General features: G+C 67.3%; 14 protein-coding genes. All 14 read right to left on the bottom strand.

Features of this window, described 5'->3' with window-relative positions:
• Position 1: 1 nt before the first annotated feature.
• Positions 2-1,525, bottom strand: a complete 1,524-nt coding sequence (locus FKZ61_RS09310; protein WP_141609838.1) for a CHAT domain-containing protein — start codon at positions 1,523-1,525, stop codon at positions 2-4.
• Between the two features lie 9 nt (positions 1,526-1,534).
• The gene (locus FKZ61_RS09315) at positions 1,535-2,245 is read right to left on the bottom strand and encodes a hypothetical protein (RefSeq protein ID WP_141609839.1); all 711 of its coding nucleotides are present in this window, start codon (positions 2,243-2,245) and stop codon (positions 1,535-1,537) included.
• 54 nt (positions 2,246-2,299) lie between these two features.
• Complete coding sequence (locus tag FKZ61_RS09320) at positions 2,300-2,788, bottom strand: tetratricopeptide repeat protein (protein WP_141609840.1); 489 nt, start codon at positions 2,786-2,788, stop codon at positions 2,300-2,302.
• A 301-nt stretch (positions 2,789-3,089) separates the two neighbouring features.
• Entirely contained in the window at positions 3,090-3,833 is a 744-nt protein-coding gene (locus FKZ61_RS09325) for a phosphatase PAP2 family protein (protein ID WP_141609841.1), read from the bottom strand.
• 22 nt (positions 3,834-3,855) lie between these two features.
• The gene (locus tag FKZ61_RS09330) at positions 3,856-6,603 is read right to left on the bottom strand and encodes a UxaA family hydrolase (RefSeq protein WP_141609843.1); all 2,748 of its coding nucleotides are present in this window, start codon (positions 6,601-6,603) and stop codon (positions 3,856-3,858) included.
• A 20-nt stretch (positions 6,604-6,623) separates the two neighbouring features.
• Positions 6,624-7,574, bottom strand: a complete 951-nt coding sequence (locus FKZ61_RS09335; RefSeq protein ID WP_170199494.1) for a sugar phosphate nucleotidyltransferase — start codon at positions 7,572-7,574, stop codon at positions 6,624-6,626.
• 1 nt (position 7,575) lies between these two features.
• A complete protein-coding gene (locus FKZ61_RS09340) occupies positions 7,576-8,880 on the bottom strand; it encodes a GHMP family kinase ATP-binding protein (RefSeq protein WP_170199496.1) in 1,305 nt (434 codons plus the stop codon).
• Positions 8,881-9,029: 149 nt separating this feature from the next.
• The gene (locus FKZ61_RS09345) at positions 9,030-10,577 is read right to left on the bottom strand and encodes a DUF4129 domain-containing protein (protein WP_141609846.1); all 1,548 of its coding nucleotides are present in this window, start codon (positions 10,575-10,577) and stop codon (positions 9,030-9,032) included.
• Positions 10,546-11,766 carry a DUF58 domain-containing protein gene (locus FKZ61_RS09350; RefSeq protein ID WP_141609847.1) on the bottom strand — a complete coding sequence of 407 codons (1,221 nt, stop codon included), beginning with the start codon at positions 11,764-11,766 and terminating at the stop codon, positions 10,546-10,548. Before FKZ61_RS09350 ends, FKZ61_RS09345 begins: the two co-directional genes overlap by 32 nt.
• Positions 11,763-12,740 (bottom strand): AAA family ATPase, encoded by a 978-nt coding sequence (locus FKZ61_RS23925; RefSeq protein WP_268251939.1) that lies wholly within the window; start codon positions 12,738-12,740, stop codon positions 11,763-11,765. Before FKZ61_RS23925 ends, FKZ61_RS09350 begins: the two co-directional genes overlap by 4 nt.
• 213 nt (positions 12,741-12,953) lie before the next feature.
• The gene (locus tag FKZ61_RS09375) at positions 12,954-13,916 is read right to left on the bottom strand and encodes an ABC transporter ATP-binding protein (protein WP_211358493.1); all 963 of its coding nucleotides are present in this window, start codon (positions 13,914-13,916) and stop codon (positions 12,954-12,956) included.
• A complete protein-coding gene (locus tag FKZ61_RS09380; protein WP_141609849.1) occupies positions 13,913-15,049 on the bottom strand; it encodes an ABC transporter permease in 1,137 nt (378 codons plus the stop codon). Before FKZ61_RS09380 ends, FKZ61_RS09375 begins: the two co-directional genes overlap by 4 nt.
• 12 nt (positions 15,050-15,061) lie before the next feature.
• Positions 15,062-15,913, bottom strand: a complete 852-nt coding sequence (locus FKZ61_RS09385; RefSeq protein ID WP_141609851.1) for an efflux RND transporter periplasmic adaptor subunit — start codon at positions 15,911-15,913, stop codon at positions 15,062-15,064.
• A gap of 2 nt (positions 15,914-15,915) precedes the next feature.
• Positions 15,916-16,050, bottom strand: coding sequence for a hypothetical protein (locus FKZ61_RS23930; RefSeq protein ID WP_268251940.1), 135 nt, complete (start codon positions 16,048-16,050; stop codon positions 15,916-15,918).
• Positions 16,051-16,463 lie beyond the last annotated feature (413 nt).

Genomic DNA, 16,463 nt, shown 5'->3' on the forward strand with positions numbered 1-16,463 from the left:
CTTACGCCGCCGGGAGCTCAGCGAAGAGGCGGGCGGCATCCAGGCTCCGCTCCCGCAGGCGTACGTAGCCGAGTTGCACCCCCAGGGTGACGCTCTTGACCTCATCGGGATAATCCGGATCGCGCAGGATGCGATCCTGGTATTGATGCAACTGGGTCAGCAGCCTGGTGAAGTCCGGATCCCCTTCTCTGCGCCAGACCTTGGCGAGCAGGTCAATGGCCCGGGGCACCCGGTCGACAAAGTTGAGCACCTCGGCCAGGTGTTCTCGGTCCAGGCGCCGCCATGCGCCGGGGTCCAAATGGGCGGAACGGGCAAAAAGTTCTATGGCTTCCTGCTCGTCCATGCGCGGCAGTGGGTAAATCGGGATGCCAGGGCTGGCCATGTCCCGCTGGGACGTGATGAGGAGAAAGGGACGGCCGGGCGCCTGGAGGAGCCGCTCCAACAGGTCGCGCACCCCACGACCGCCATACTGGATGACATTTTCCGCCTCATCCACCAGCAGCAAGCTGCGCCGGGGTATCAGGCTGGCAAGATGGTCATTGGCCTGCCGTTCATCCCCGGGCAGTTGGTCGGCCGGGATGCCAAGGGCTGCTGCCAGCAGGGCACGCACCTCCTCTGCGCTGCGGGCCTGGTCCACGGGGATAAAATAGGCTCGCTGGGGGTCGATCCACCCCCGTTGAGCCAACCAGCGGCCCACTTCGCGTGCCAGTTCGCTCTTGCCAATGCCGCTCACACCCCTGATGAGCACAGCCCGATGGCGGTCCAGGCGGCGCAGTACCTCCAATTTTTCGGTAGCGCGGCCAATGAAGCCGACGGCCGGTTGCTGGAAGTGGGAGGAGGAAATGGCCGGCAACTCCTGGATCCGCACCGGCGAAGAGGTTGGCGGTGCTTTCAAGGTGGTGGTATGGTGGTCTGCCTCTGTGGGGAGGAGGCGAAACTTGGCCGCTTCAGTCTGTGCGCTCTCTCCCAGCCGGTCGTCGGCCAATACGGCGCTGCGGCCGGCCCGGAACGCCTGGGCCACGCTGGCGCCGGTGAAGAGCGCCCGGTAGAAGTGTTCATAAAAGCGGACAGCGGCAATTTCGTAGACAGCGGCGTCGGCTTCAATGGCGACCACGTGTTTCACACCCAGTTTGATCAGGGCCTGGGCCACTTGTTCCGAGTGACAGGCCGAAAGTACGGCCAGCTCGAATTCCGGCCTACCTGTCGGGCTCAGCACCGGTGCTAATCTGGCACCGTCCAGCAGATGAAGGCTACCCAGCCGATCTTCAAAGGCCAGCTGTGCGCCCATCTTTTCATGGGCAGATGCACCGTGGCCGATGAAATGCAGCACACGAAAGGGCGGGCGGTCCTGGCGGTTGAGGACACGCTGGACGGCGTTGGGCTCTGCCACACAGGTGACGAATTCGACATCGTAGTCGAGGTCCCTAACGGCATCGTGCAGGGCGGCCAGGTCCTCCTGTACGCTGACCGGTGCCTCATGGGGACTGCTGACGAGGAGCAGAATCGAGAGGGGGGAGCTGTCCATGTTCCATCCTTATCGTTGAGTACCCGGTTCCTGTTCAGGGTCGGTCTTGTTGCCGTCCTTTTTAATTTTGTATTGCGCTACTTCTTTGCGCTTGCCCTCGGTGATATCCTTCATCACATCCTGAAGCACATCTCGGCCAAAGTTGTTAATGATGAAGGCGGCCAGGTAGGCCTTCTTGATCTCCTCACTCCACTTCTCTTCGTTGAGGATACGGTCGATGTAGTCGCTTGCGGGTATGCCGTGGGTATCCTGTATCACGGAGGCGATGCGGGCGATGCGGGCGTGGCGCTCCAGGGTGGAGAGGTCGAGGGTGGCCGCCCTGGTGATCAGCTCCAGCCGCTGGCGCACCAGTTCGCCGTTGATCAGCTGCATGGCCAGGTCCTGGACCCGGCTGTAGATTTCTTCAAAGCGGACTGCCGCAGTCTGCTGGGCTTCGGCCGGGTCCAGGGGCTGGGCCAGCTTGATGGCGCTGTTGCGGATTACCGTGGGCCAGGCCAGTCCCACCAGAATGGCGGCGGTCCAGGTAGCGGCGGCCGGCACCAGCGCAGCCACCAGCAGGTAGATGAGGAGGGCCGCCAGGAAGTTGACACCTAGCAGTAGCCAGGCGCCTGCCATGCGCAAAGAGCGCAACGTCTCGTTCTTGAACATACCCACCAGTTCGCCCAGCCCCCACACGGCACCGATGAGGCCGGCCAGTAGCGCATTCCAGAGCTCGATCATGGGAAACCTTCCTGTCGGGGAGCACGGCACAGACGTTGAAGCGGGGTGACTGCTTTAGGACGAGCCGGTCAGGCTGCGGGTCAGATCCAGGGCCTTCTTGTAATATTCTTCGGCTGAGGCATCGTCTCCCCGTTTGGCGGCCAGGTCGCCCAGCCGTCGCAGCAGGTCGATCTCGGCCTGGCGTGGGTCGAATGGCGGTGCTGCGGAGCGGGCAGGGGCTACCTCTTCCGCCGGCTCCCGCAGTTGCTCCATGAACTCGGGGTCCCGCAGCAGGCGCACCACTTGCTCACCCTCTCGGGTCAAGGAATAGATCTCGGCACCCAGGCTGCTGCCGGTGAAAGGGCGGGCCTGGACCAGCCCCAGCTCCTGGAGGGTATGCAGGGGGGCGGCGATCTCGTCGGGGAAGAGCAGCACCCGCACCGCAATGTCCATGGCCAGGCCAGGGCCTCGATCCCGCAGGCTCTCCAGGATGGCCCGCTGGGTTCCATCCAGGCGGCGGATCAGGTCAATATAGCGCCTGTAGTCAATGGGTGGAACAGACATGGCAGTTTCTCCTCAAAGGGGCGTGGCCCATCTGCACAGGAGGCGCATCGTCATAGCACCACAGAAACGTGAAGGTTGGGGCTTTGCAGATCCGGTTTCCATACCGGGCCGGCGGTCATGTTGGAAACGTGGTCTACGATGCCTCTTGAGCAGGCAATCGGTAGAACGTGATGGCTGCAGTATAACACAGCGCCGCGCCGAGGTAAACGGCCTGCGCGCCGCCCCCAGTGCAGGCATTTTCCTCCACTGGGGACGTCTTCCATCACCCTTCACCTGTCAGGGCCCGCATCCCATCCGCCTTCTAACTCGTCCCATTCCTGCCCACATCGGTCGGTCTCCCCCCGCCATTCTGCCCCCGTCTCCCCGCCCCCGGCGTCGATTGGCGCCAGCGATAGAGAAACCAGACCGCCGTCAGCCAGACGATCCCCAGGCCAAGGGCGCCCAGCACATCGCTGGGGTAGTGAACCCCCAGGTAGATACGGCTGAACGCGACCAGCGGGATGGCCAGCATGACCAACAGCGCGGACAGACGATGACCCCGTTCCCACAGCAGCAACCCGATGAAGCCGTAAAACGTCGTGGCGGCAAGGGTGTGGCCGCTGGGGAAGCTGTAGCTCCGCTCCAGGGTCAAAGGGGGAAAGACTTCCGGGCGAGGACGAGCAAAGAGGAGTTTCAAGGCTGTGTTGAGAAGGACGCCGCCGCCAAAGCTGGTCCACAAAGCCCAAAAGCGCCACCAGGCGCGGCGGCGCCAGAGGGAGAAGGACACCCCCAGCGCCCCAGCCGCAGCGCCATAGGTCCCCAGTTGGGTGACGCCCAGCATCACCAGGTCCAGCCAGGGAGCGCTGTGTCGGTGTACCGCCAGCATCAGGGGCGCATCCCAGGGAAACACTTCCTGGACCCAGACATCCCCCGCCAGGGTCGCAAAGACGACGGCCGCCACCAGCACACCCAGCAGGGCTGGCAGCCAGGCCCGCCAAAGGAAACGCACCGGTGCGATGGGGTTTTCGGCTTGGGCCGGCAAGCGGGTGGAACGATCAGGACTCATGGTTCAGCCCGGCACCGCCCCACTACAGCGAAATCCCCAGCAGCCCCCGGGTCAACTGGAAGTCCACGTTGCCCAGCCGGTAGAGCCGGGGCGCGTAGCGGCCTGCGGCCACCGCCGCCACCTGCGTCAGGATCGCCCCGGGCCAGCCATCCATCGCGGACGAACTGTCGCCGGCCAGCACCAGATCCAGGTCCTCCTGGAAGCGGGTAGCCACGGCCGGGTCGGCAGTCACCTGCAACACCGGTACCAGGGGATGGGTCTGCACCGGGTGTTCCCCCACGTAGGCCACCATGATCTCCACGCCCGTGGCCCCCAGGCCGGTCAGGGTCTCCACCCAGTGCTCGGTGGGCGTCTCCATGATGTGGAAGCCCGGCACCGCCATGGGCTGGCCGTAGAAGAGGGTGGGCACGGGCGGGTGATCGCCCAGGGTCTCCTCCAGGTAGGCCAGGTGGGAGAGGAGGCCAGCGTTCTGGGGGACCACCACCGAACCGCCGGCGTGGACCACCAGGCGGGTCAGCCGGGCCAGCTGTTGGGCCACCGCTTCTGGCACCGGGCCCATGCTGGCCAGCCCCAACCGCAGGGACTCCAGGCCGGCTTCGCCCACCGTGGGCGCCCCCGCCTGCTGGATGGCCTGGGCAAACCACGCCTCCACCTTTGCCAGCACCCGCTCGATGCCGCCGTCCAGCTGGATGCTGGCCCAGCCCACCTGCGCCGGATCCAGGCCCATCCGTTCCATCTGGTGGCGCATGTAGTCATTGTGGGTCTTCTCGCAGCCGTGCTCCAGCAACAGGCAGTGGCGGACCATGGGATGGGTCAGATAGCCCAGCATGGTGCGCACGTAGAGCTCTTCGGAGGTGCCGCCGGAGTTGCCGCACCCTTCCGTGTGGGCCAGGGCCACAAAGCGGGAGAGGTGATGCTCCCGCCCCAGCCCCCGGCGATTGAGCCGCTGCGCAGCCATCTGGGCCACCTGCCCGGCACACAGGCTGGTGGGCAGGATCAGGCCCACCTGGTCGATGGCTTGCACCTCGTGGTGGCGGTAGGTGGTGAAGCGGATGCTCGACACCGAGGCGTCCGCAGGGCGGGGCGCCAGGGGGCGGATGGGCAGGCTCTGGCCAGCCTGGACCGGGGGCTGGCGCTGGAGCACCTCCTCCAGGCGGCTCCCCTCATCCAGCCGCCAGTCCCGCCAGATCTGGACCTGGGCATGGCCGGCCAGCTCGCCCACCGTCCGCCGGCCGGACGCCACCTCCACGGTGAGCTCCAGGGTCTGGGCGCCCAGCTCGTCCATGGGTGTGCCGTCCAGGTAGGCGCCGGCGTTGACGTCCATCTCCCGGCTCAGGAGCTGGTAGCGCCGGGTGGTGGTGACGATCTTGATGGTGGGCACGAAGGGGAAGTTGGTGATGGAGCCGTTGCCGGTGATGAAGAAGATCAGGTTGCAGCCGGAGGCCACCTGGCCGGCGATGCTCTCCAGATCGTTGCCGGGGCTGTCCATGAAGTAGAAGCCCGGGCCGGGCATGGGTTCACCGTACTCCAGCACGCCGTCCAGGCGCACGTCCGGGTGTTTTTTCATGGCCGCGCCGATGGACTTGAGGACGATGTTGTAGAGTCCCCGGAATTTGTTGCCGCCGGAGGGGTTGCCCTCGGCCGAGTGGCCATGGCGGGCGGCCCGGGCCTGGAAGCGTTCCACCGTGGCCAGGAAGCGGCGGGCCGTCTCCAGATCCCGCACCTTCTGCAGGACGTAGGGTTCGGCGCCGATGAGCTCGTCGGTTTCGGCCAGGTTGGCCGCGCCGCCGTAGCGGATCACCTCCCGGGCCACCCAGGAGGCCAGGGGGTTGCCCGAGATGCCGGAGAAGGCGTCGGAGCCGCCACACTGGAGCGCGATCTTCAGGTGGGCCAGGGATTCGGGCGTGCGCCGCGCGGCGTTGACTTCCTCCAGCCAGCCGGCGACGATGGCCTCGCCCCGGGCCAGGTTTTCCTGGAAGCTGCCGGTGAGGGAAAGGAAGTGATGGGGCACCTGGTCCAGGGGGTAGCCGTGGGCCTCCATGAAGTGTCGCAGACGTTCGTTGGTCACGGGCTCCACGCCGAAGTCCACGGCCAACACCGCGCCCACGTTGGGATGCACCATGAAGCCGGCCAGGGTGCGCAGGAGCAGCTCCAGGTTGTTGGGCGCCCGGCCGTCGGGCGCGGTGCCGCCTTCGGTGTGGGCCACGGCCACGATGCCGTCGATGTTCGGGTAGTCCACGGCCAGGTGCTTTACCCGGGCTTCCAGCTGTTTCACGAAGCTGCCAGTGCGGGAGCTGGTCCCCAGCAGGACGATGTAGTTCCGGGTGCCCACGCCCCGCCCGGGACCCCGACGGTAGCCCAGGAAGGTGCGGGTTTCCGGATAGGGGGGCACCTGGGGGGCGGGTTGGAAGGTGGCTTCGTCCAGCTCGAAGGGGACGATGCGGTCCTGGAAATTGCCCACGTCGGGCAGGTGGACATCCACGTCGCGCACCCGCAGGGCCTCCAGGATGCTCTCGTTGCAGATATAGTCGCCCGGCTGAATGGGACGGGTGGCGATGCCAAAGGGCAGCTGCCAGGAAAGGAGAGGCTGGCCTGGCTCGATGGGCTGCACGGCAAACCGGTGGCCTTCCAGCACGGTATGGGGCAGCACCAGGGTCCGCTCCCCATCCTGGATGCGGGTGCCAGCTTCCAGCCGCTGGGTGGCGACGGCCACATTGTCCCCGGGCAGGGGCAGCCGGGCAATCTCGTGCAGGGCATAGGTCTGGGACATGGTTCCTCCAGAGAAGATCTCTACGACACCACTTCGCCCACGATCTGGCGACCGTCTTCGATCACCGTGTCTCGCAGGATGACCGCATCCTTGATGAGGACGTCGGCGCCGATGCGGCAGTTGCGTTCGATGTAGACTCGGGGGCCGATGACGCAGCCCGGGCCGATTACCGTGCCCTCCTCGATGCGCAGGGGGGTGATCAGGTGGGTGTGCCGGCCCACGCTCTGGGGCGCGAGCTGGGGACTGTCGCCCCCGTGGGTCAGGTAGTGGCGGTTGATGGCCAGCAGGTCGGCCGCGTTGGTGAGCTGCAGGCGGTCCCGGGTGAAGACCCCCGTGACCCGTCCCTGGCGCTCGATGAGCATCTGGATGGCGTCCTGCAGCTCGTACTCGCCCCGGGGGGAAGGTTTCACCTCGGGCAGGTAGGCCAGCAGGTCCGGTGCGAAGACGTAGAGGGGCAGGCTGGAGATGTTGGAGGGCGCCTCTTCGGGCCGGGGCTTTTCCACGATGCGGCGCACCTGGCCGTCGCACCATTCCACCACCCCGGTGCGGCTGACCAGGGAGCGGTCGATCTCCATCAGGCTGAGGGTGGCCAGGGCGCCGGTCCGACGGTGGGTCTCCAGCAGCTCGGCCACGTGCTCCGGCGGCGTCAGGTTGTCGCAGGCCGAGAGGATGAAGGTGTCCCGGATGTGGGGTGCGGCCAGGCTCAGGGCGTTGGCCATCCCCAGCCGCTCGGGCTGCACCACGAAGCGGATGGAGACGTTCGGCCGGGCGTAGTGCTGGAAGTGCTGCTGGATCTCCCCGTCGTGCTGGCTCACCACCATGACCACCTCGTCGATGCCGTTTTGGACCAGGGTCTCCAGCACCCGCTCCACGATGGGCTTGCCCAGGATGGGGATCATGGCCTTGCTGCGGTTCAGGGTGAGGGGATGGAGGCGGGAGCCCTTGCCCGCTGCCAGGATCACGGCCTGCATTTCACGCCCTCCCCAGGCCACGCTCAGCGACCCCCTGCAGCAGCCGGGCGTGGCCATCCGGCCGGCAGAAGTGGATGCTATAGCGGGGCGCTTCCTCGGGGTGGGCGGCGGGATAGCGGGCGTGGATGGCCGCCGCGATCTCTTCCCGGCGGGCCGGGTCGATCAGGGCGATGCAGTTGCCCCGGAAGCCGGCGCCGCTGAAGCGGGTGCCGTAGACGCCGGGCGTCTCCCGCAACACTTCGTACAGGGTGATGAGCTGGGGGCTGCCGCATTCGTAGTAGCGGATGGAGCTCTCGCCCGACCGGTTCATCAGTTCGCCGAAGCGGGCCAGGTCGCCGGCCTGCCAGGCGGCCACGCCGGCCTCCACCCGTTCCATCTCGCCGAAGAAGTGGAGCGCGCGGCGATGGAGCGGCGGGGACAGCCGGTGGCCCTCGGCGTGGAAGATGGCCGGGTCCACCTGGCGCAGGCGGGGATCCGGCCCGGCCTCCTGGCCCACAAAGCCCAACAGCTGGCGGGTGGCTTCCTGGCACTCGGCCACCCGGCTGTTGTAGTCGGTGCCCACCAGCACGTGGGTCACGCCCGAGTAGACGGCCAGGATCTCGAAGGCGGGCGTCGGCCCATCCACCGGCAGGGGCGTGGCCACCCGGTCGATGGCCAGATCCCGGCAATCGATGCGGGTCAGGTGGCGCTCCTGGCTGAAGAGGATCACCGACTGGTCCAGGATGCCGTTGTTGAGGCCGATGTAGCGGTTCTCGGTGTAGCGGACCAGCTCCACGTTATCGCCGGGAGAGAGCTGGAGGCCATTGAGGGCTTCCAGGGCCAGCAGGTAGGCGATGGTCACCGCCGCCGAGGAGCTCAGGCCGCCGATGGGCATGGCGCCGCCCACCACGCCCACAAATCCCCGGTCCAGCCGGAAGCGCTGTTGCAGGGCCAGCACTGCCCCCCGCAGGTAGTTGCCCCAGTCGCCCCGGCGATAGGGGGGCACCTGGGCGGCCGGGAAGGTGACGGCTTCGGGGAAGTTGAGGCTTTCCACGTGGAAAGTGGCGTCGGCTGCCGGCGCGAAGGCCAGCAGGATGGCCTGGTCGATGGTCATGCCGGTGACGATGCCCAACTGGTGGTCGATGTGCGCGCCCAGGGGGCAGATGCGCAGGGGCGCCCGCACCACCTGGATCGTCGCCGGATCCACCGGGTGAATCTGCTGCAGCCGGGCCACCAGCCGGGCCACCTGTTCCTCCTCCGGCGGGTTGACCCGCACAGGGGGGACCTCGGGCCGCTGGGATGCTGTGAAACGGGTTGATGAGTTCATGAAAATGAAACCTCGATCAGTAGAATGGACCAGACGCATGGACAGAGCCGGGTCTGGAATAGACATTTCCATTTATTCTACTCCATGGCCGCAGGCGATGGAAATCTGTTGGGCCAGTCTGGGGAAGACCAGGATGGCGGGGGGCTGACCTACTCCTGGCCGGCGGGCTGGTCGCCAGGCGCGGACTGCTCCAGGTCGGCCCAGGCGGCCTGCACCTCGGCCACAGCATCGCCAGCGGGGGGATCCTGGGCGTAGCGGGCGTGGATGTAGTGCCGGGTGATCACGGCCGCGGGCCGGTTGGCATCCCCCAGGCTGGCATCCAGGGTGGCCTGGTACTCGGCGGGGGTTTGGGGCGGGCGACGGGGCAGGCCTTCTGCCCGCCGCCGCTGGAGGAACTGCTGGTAGATCTGGCGGATGACACGCCGGGTTTCCGCCTCCCCGTCCAGGGCCAGGAAGGGGCTGATGGCCCGGGCGCCGGTGCGCAGGCGGCCCAGCCAGTTGCGCAGCAGCCCGGCCAGCTGCTCCTGCAACAGGTCGCTGCTCAGGATGGACTCCCGCACCTCGTCCGGCTCTTCGCTGGCCACGGCCCGCATCCGGCGCAGGGCCAGGGCAAAGGCCAGGAGCAGCAGCGCCACGGCCACGAAGAGGCCTGTCCAGCGATAGGCGTCGGGGATGGGCGCCGGCTCGGCCATGAGGGGCTCGGGGGTAGGCGTGACCATCTCTTCCAGGGTGTCGCCCAGTTCCGACTCGCCCAGCAAGTTCAGCAGCCGGGAGATGAGGGGGCTCAGCAGCCTGAAGATGTGGTAGAGGACGACGAAGATGACGTAGCCGATGGCCAGCAGCACGCTGCCCACGGCCCGGCCGATGTAGCCCAGCACGGTGCTTCCCCAGGCCATGACCTGCGCGATCTGCTCCGGCGCGATGATCCAGCCCAGGAGCAGCCCCAGCCCCAACAGCAGCGCAATCACCGTACCCACGCTGATGAGCCAGTAGCGGTTGAGGGAGGGCATGCGGGCGGCGCTGCCCCGTCGGTTGCCCAGGGCCCGGGCCAGGCCCACGGTGATCTTCAGGCTGGTCAGGGCCAGCATGGCCATGGCCACGGCAAAGAAGGTCATCACCACCCGGGTCATGTCCACCAGGGTGCCCAGGGCTGTGCCCGCGGTCAGGAGGAGGTAGAGGACGATGAGGGCAGCACCTGCCACCACCGTGCCCCACACGTCGTCGTGGGCGATGGGGCGGCTGGCGTCCTGGGTGCCCCGCAGCCACAGGTAGGCGCCCACCATGCCCAAGACCACCGGGGCCGGCGCCTCGGCTCCCCAGTGGATGAGCTCGTCCCCCAGGTGGGCCAGCCAGGCCGTGCCCCACAGCGGCCCGTCGGCCCGGTAGAGCTGCCACCAGAGGAGGAGCAACAGGGCCAGCAGGCCGGCCACGGCGGCAGCCATTCGGGCGCGCCAGGGCACATCCGGCTTCTGGCCCTCGGCTTCCGGGTCCGGCGGGGGCACCAGCAGGCGCACCGTGAGCACGCCGGCCAGGGGCAGGCCCACCAGCCAGGGGAGGGGCACCACGGCCTGGGGCGTGGACGGCATGAGGAGGGCCTGGAGCAGGCGAAGCCACGGCCACAGCCAGCAGGCCCGCAACACGGCCAGGCCCGCCGGCAGCAGGCCGTCATCCAGCCAGTGCCAGCGTTTCCAGTTCATCCCACTTCTTCTCCGTACCCACATGAAAATGGCGGACGTTGACCAGGGGCCGACTGGGGCGTGCCCGGCCCAGGGTGATCAGCGCCACCCCCAGCTCTCGCCGGGGCAGGTCCAGCAGGAGGCGCTCCAGCCGGTCGTCCAGGAGGGCGGTGACCAGGACCACGGTACTGCCGTAGGGCAGGCTGGCTGTCTCCGTCTGGAGGACGTTGGCGATGGGCCAGCGCCCCCGGCTGTCGATGCGGGCCAGGGCCTCCAGCAGGATGGGGAGCTGGCGGGGGCCGGTGCGAGGGCGGATGCGCACGTGGCGGGCGCCGATGAGGGCGTTGCTGTAGAGTCCCACCGGATAGCCGGCCTCCCACGCCTCCCGGCCGACGGAGGCTGCCACCGTGATGGCCAGCTCCAACAGGTCCCAGTCCTGGCCCAGGCCGAAGAGGTTCTCCGCGGCGGTGTCGGCGTTGAGGAAGAGGGCCAGGGGGTGGGTGGTGGAAGGCTCGAAAAGCTTGGTCTGCAGGCGCTGGCGGTGGGCGGTGGCCTTCCAGTGGATATGGCGAAAGTTGTCGCCCTGGGTATAGTCCCGCGCGCCCATCAGGCGGATGGGATCTTCGAAAAGGGGGCGGGGGCTGCGGTGGGCACCCAGGGGGTGGTGGGCAGGCAGCCCCAGCTGGGTGACGGGCACCATGCGCGGGTAGACCACAACCCGGTCGATGGTGTCCAGGCTCTTGCGCCGGATCTCAAAGCCGAAGATGTCGCCCGAGCGGAGCTGAGCCGGTCCGAAGTGCCAGACGCCCCGCCGGGTTCCCCGGATGCGGTAGCGACGGGTCACCCGTTCGTACCAGCGCAGGGAGAGGGTGGTGACCATGCGTCGCCGCTCGGTGGGCTCCTCTTCGTCCCGGGTGATCTGGGCCACATCCAGCGCGGCCGGGATCTCGTCGTCGATGCGCAGCCAGGGCAGGGGAAGGATCTTGGCGTTGACCACCTCCAGGTAGAAGTACGTCTCCTCGCCGAAGAAGAGGCGGGTGTGGTCGAAGTGGCGCCGGTAAGAGACGGCGTGCAGGCAGTAGCGGGCCCACAGGGCAGAGGTGGCGGCCAGCAGGGCCAGGATGACGGTGATCAGGAAGAGGAGCTCGTGGCGCAGGAGGATGCTCACCACCCCCAGGGCGCCGATGGTGATCCATCCCAGCCGGCTCATGATGGCTCTGTTTCTGCCTGCCAGACTTCTTCCACGGGCACGGGGGTCCGTTCCAGGATGCCCTGGAGCACCGCTTCCACCCGTTGCTCGTGGAGGCGGGTTTCCAGCGCGGGCACCAGGCGGTGGGCCCAGACGGGCATGGCCAGCTGCTTGATGTCGTCCGGGATCACGTAGTTGCGGCCCTGGAGGGCGGCGGCTGCCTGGCTGGCCCGGTAGAGGGCCAGGGTGCCCCGGGGGCTGACGCCCAGGCTGAGGCTCTCCGCCGTGCGGGTGGCCTGGGCCAGGTCCAGCAGGTAGTCCTCCAGCACCGGGTGGACGAAGACCTCCCGGCAGAGGCGGTTGGCGGCCTGGATCTGGTCGGTGGTGACCACCGGCTGGAGCTCGTTCAAAGGGTTTTGGGTGCGGAAGCGGCGCAGGATCTGGCGTTCCTCCTCCCGTTCCGGGTAACCCAGGTCCAGGCGCATGAGGAAGCGGTCCACCTGGGCTTCGGGCAGGGGGAAGGTCCCCTCCAGCTCTATCGGGTTCTGGGTGGCCAGGACCAGGAAGGGATAGGGGAGGGGGCGGGTGACGCCGTCCACGGTGATCTGACGTTCCTCCATGGCTTCCAGCAGGGCGGACTGGGTGCGGGGGCCGGCCCGGTTGATCTCGTCGGCCAGGACGATCTGGGCCATGACCGGGCCGGGGCGAAACTCGAAATCGCCGGTCTTCTGGTTGTAGACGCTCACGCCGGTGATGTCGGAAGGCAGCAGGTCCGGCGTGAACTGGATGCGTTGGAAGGAGCCGCCCACGGAGCGGGCCAGGGTTTTGGCCAGGGTGGTTTTGCCGATGCCGGGCACGTCTTCCAGCAGCACGTGCCCTTCGCATAGTAGTGCGATGAGCAACAGGTCGACCACTGTTTCCTTGCCCACGATGACTCGGGAGACATTCTGGTGGACGGCCTGGGCCAGTTGTTGGACAGGGCTGACGTCGATCAAGATGGATTCCTTGGCTGGTTCATGGGTACTACGTGGGGTGGGACAGAAACGGCCGGCTGTCAGTCAATCCCGGCAGAAATTCGTTCGTGGCTTCCAGCCGAAGGAGAGCCACCGAATTTTGCCGTGGAATGTACGCCGACTGTACTGGATGAAAGGATAGCAGAGGAGGGCCCATTTGCCAAAGATGAACCCCATTCGTGTCCTGGCACAAAATCACCCATTCTCTCGGGATCTGGCGCTGCCGATGAGGCTGATGAAGACATCCTCCAGGGACGGCGGAATGGCCTGGATCTCGTGGACGGTGATGCCGGCCTCTTCCAGGGCCCCACGGATCTGCTCCATGACGCCGTCCGCGCCGTCCACCAGCGCGTGGATGTCGTTGCCGTGGAGCGCAACGTCGTGGACGCCCGGCAGGCTCTCCAGCAGCGTCGCCGCAGCGAAGGGCGCGTCGCAGCGTACGTTGAGCAACTGGCCCTGCAGTGCACTTCGCTTGAGCTCCGCCGGCGAGGCCAGGGCCCGCAAGACGCCGTTGTAGATCATGGCTACCCGGTTGGCATGCTCGGCCTCGTCCAGGTAGTGGGTGGTGACGAAGACGGTCACCCCCTGATGGGCCAGGCCGTGGATCATCATCCAGAAGTGGCGTCGGGATACCGGATCCACGCCCGCGGTGGGTTCGTCCAGGAAGAGCAGGGGGGGACGGTGGACGATGGCGCACCCCAGGGCCAGCCGCTGCTTCCAGCCGCCGGAAAGCTGGCCGGCCAGTTGGCGCTTCCGCCCCTCCAGCCCGGCCATGGCAACAAGCTCCTCCAGGCGGGCCCGCCGCTGGCCCCGGGGCACGTTGTACACCCCCGCGTAGAACTCCAGGTTCTCCCACACGGAGAGGTCTTCGTATAGCGCAAAGCGCTGGCTCATGTAGCCGATGTGCTGCTTGATCTGTTCGCTATGGCGCACAATGTCGAAGCCCAGCACATGGCCCTCTCCGCTGGTGGGCAAGAGGATGCCACAGAGCATGCGGATGGTGGTGCTCTTGCCTGAGCCGTTGGGGCCCAGGAAGGCGAAGACTTCCCCCCGACGCACCGAGAAGCTGACGCCGTTGACGGCAATCTGATCGCCAAAGCGCCGGGTCAGGCGGCGGACCTCGATCACGTTCTCCGGCACGTTCTCTGGGGCCATCATCCGATCCGTTTCTGGAAGCGCCAGGCGCTGAGGGTGAAGACGATGATGCCAAAGACGGTGAGGGGCCAGACGTTGGGCCACAACACCTCCAACCCCACCCCCTTGAGCATGATGCCCCGCAGGATCTGCAGGTAGTAGGTCATGGGAATGAGCAGCCCCAGCTTTTGGACCACGAAGGGCATGGTCTCCCGGGGGTAGAGGAAGCCCGAAAGCAGGATGGAGGGCAGGACGATGAACATGGCTGTCTGCAGGGCCTGGGCCTGGGTGCGGGAGACGGTGGAGACCAGCAGGCCGGTGCCCAGGGAGCCCAACAGGAAGATGACCGAGAGGAGGGCCAGCAGGAGCAGGCTGCCCGCTACGGTTACCCCAAAGAGCACCCGGGCCGCAAGGAGGGCCATGGCCGTGGCGATGGATGCGGTAGCTGTGTAAGGCAAAATCTTGCCCAGCATCAGCTCCCAGGGCTTGATGGGCGTGACGATGAGCTGCTCCAGGGTGCCCCGTTCCCGCTCGCCCACGATGGCGAAGGCGGTCAGCAGCAGGGTCTGAAACTGGAGGATCAGGGCGATGATGCCGGGCACCATGAAGTTGACACTCAACATGCGGGGGTTGTAGAGCACCACCGGCCGCAGATCAATGCCGCCCACCGGGCCGGCCGCCAGGGGAAGGCCCCCGGCCCGCGCGGCCCGGCCCGGGAGCTGGGGCACCACAGCCTGGGCCACCATGCCGGCGGCAAAGAGGGCCGTCTGCGCGGTGTTGGGATCCGAACCGTCGATAATCAGTTGGGCCACGCCCGCCTCCCCCCGCAACAGCTGGCGACCGAAGTCCGGCGGGATGTGCAGGCCCACGTGGGCCTCCCCCCGGTCGATGGCGGCGGCCAGCTCGGCCCGGGAGCGGGCGCTGGCTACCACGTCGAAGTAGACGCTGTTCTCCAGGGCCGCGATAAAGGCCCGGCTGTCGGGATCCTCTGCCTCGTCCAGGACGATGGTGGCGATGTGGTCCACCACGGTGTTGATGGCGTAGCCGAAGATGAGCAGCTGCATCACCGGCAGCACCACAATCATGGCCAGGGTGCGCCGGTCGTGGCGGATCTGGATGAATTCCTTGCGGATGATGGCGAGGAGCCTGGAGCCCATGGCCGCTCCTGTTCAGGGTTCCAGGAAGGTGGCGTCGGCCGGCATGCCCGGCTTGAGCAGGCCTTCGGGGTTTTCCACCCGAATTCGAACGCCGAAGACCAGGTTTAGCCGGTCGCTGCGGGTCTGGACATTGCGGGGGGTGAACTCGGCCCGCTGGTTGATGCCGGTGACCACGCCGGGGAAGGTGCGGTCGGGGAAGGGATCCACCGTGACTGCGACGGGCTGGCCGACCCGCACCTGGCCCAGGTCCCGCTCCAGGACGTACGCCGTGAGCTTGAGGCTGCTCAAGTCCGCGACCGCAGCCACCGTCTGCCCGGGCGATACCACCTCCCCCACGTGCATGGGCACCCGCATGACCACGCCGTCGATGGGCGAGCGCAGGCGGTAGTGCTCCAGCTGCACCTCCAACTGCTGTCGAGCGGCCACGTTGGCCTGGCGAATCTGGATTTGGATCAGGGAGTCGTCCAGTTGGGCCAGTATCTGGTCCGCCTGGACGGGCTGCCCCTCCTGGACCAGGCTGACGATGCGTCCAGCGATTTCGGAACCCACCAGGATCTCATCCGCCTCCAGGGTGCCCGAGGCCACCAGGGGGCCGGCCGGTTCCTGCCAGGGCCAGGGCAACAGCTGCGTGGGCGCAGGGCGACCGGCCCCGATCCACCATGCGGCGGTGGCCAGCAGGAGCACCAGGAGGATGGCCAGGATCGCCGGCGATCTGCCGTGGCGGCGTCGGGATGGCTCCGCCGGTGCGACCGCTGTCGGGGCCGGTGGCGGAGCCAGGGGGCCGGTGGGCTGGCCGTTCTGTTTGCCCGGCGGCGATTCCGGCGTGGCTGGAGGCGCAGGTTTGGTGCGGGGCTGTTGGGCCATGCTCAAGTGCCTTCCGGCGCGGCCAGCACGCCGCGCAGCAGAATCTGAATATATTCCCGGGCGGTGGCCTCTGCGTCCGGTTCCAGCAGGTGGGCACAGGCTGGCCGCAGCAGGGCCAGGGTCACAAACATGCCCATGAACGCCTGGGCCCGGACCCGGGCCGGCCCCGGTCGGAGGGTGCCCCGCCGGGCATGCCCTTCAAACAGGCGGGTCCGCAGGGGAAGCCCCGGCCGAAGGTGTGGGTCTCGGCCATCCGGGCCACCTCGGGGTAGAGTTCGGCCTCGAACAGGATGAAGCGGAGAATGCCGTGATATTGCTCCATCATCCATGTTGCCATTCTAGGTTACAGGTGCAGGGCTGTCAATACGGGAATGTCTCAACCCAATGTCGTAGGGGCGGGCCGCCGTGCCCGCCCGATGGTGCCAGCCCCAGGCGGGTGAAGGGGTGGCAACGGATGCGCAGCTACGAGCTGCGCCTACTGTGGGGCAGCCATGTCCCGTAGGGGTGGACCCCCGTGCCCGCCCGTCGTCGCTTTTCCGCAGATGGGCCA

The organism is Litorilinea aerophila, assembly GCF_006569185.2.
Classification (GTDB): Bacteria; Chloroflexota; Anaerolineae; order Caldilineales; family Caldilineaceae; genus Litorilinea; species Litorilinea aerophila.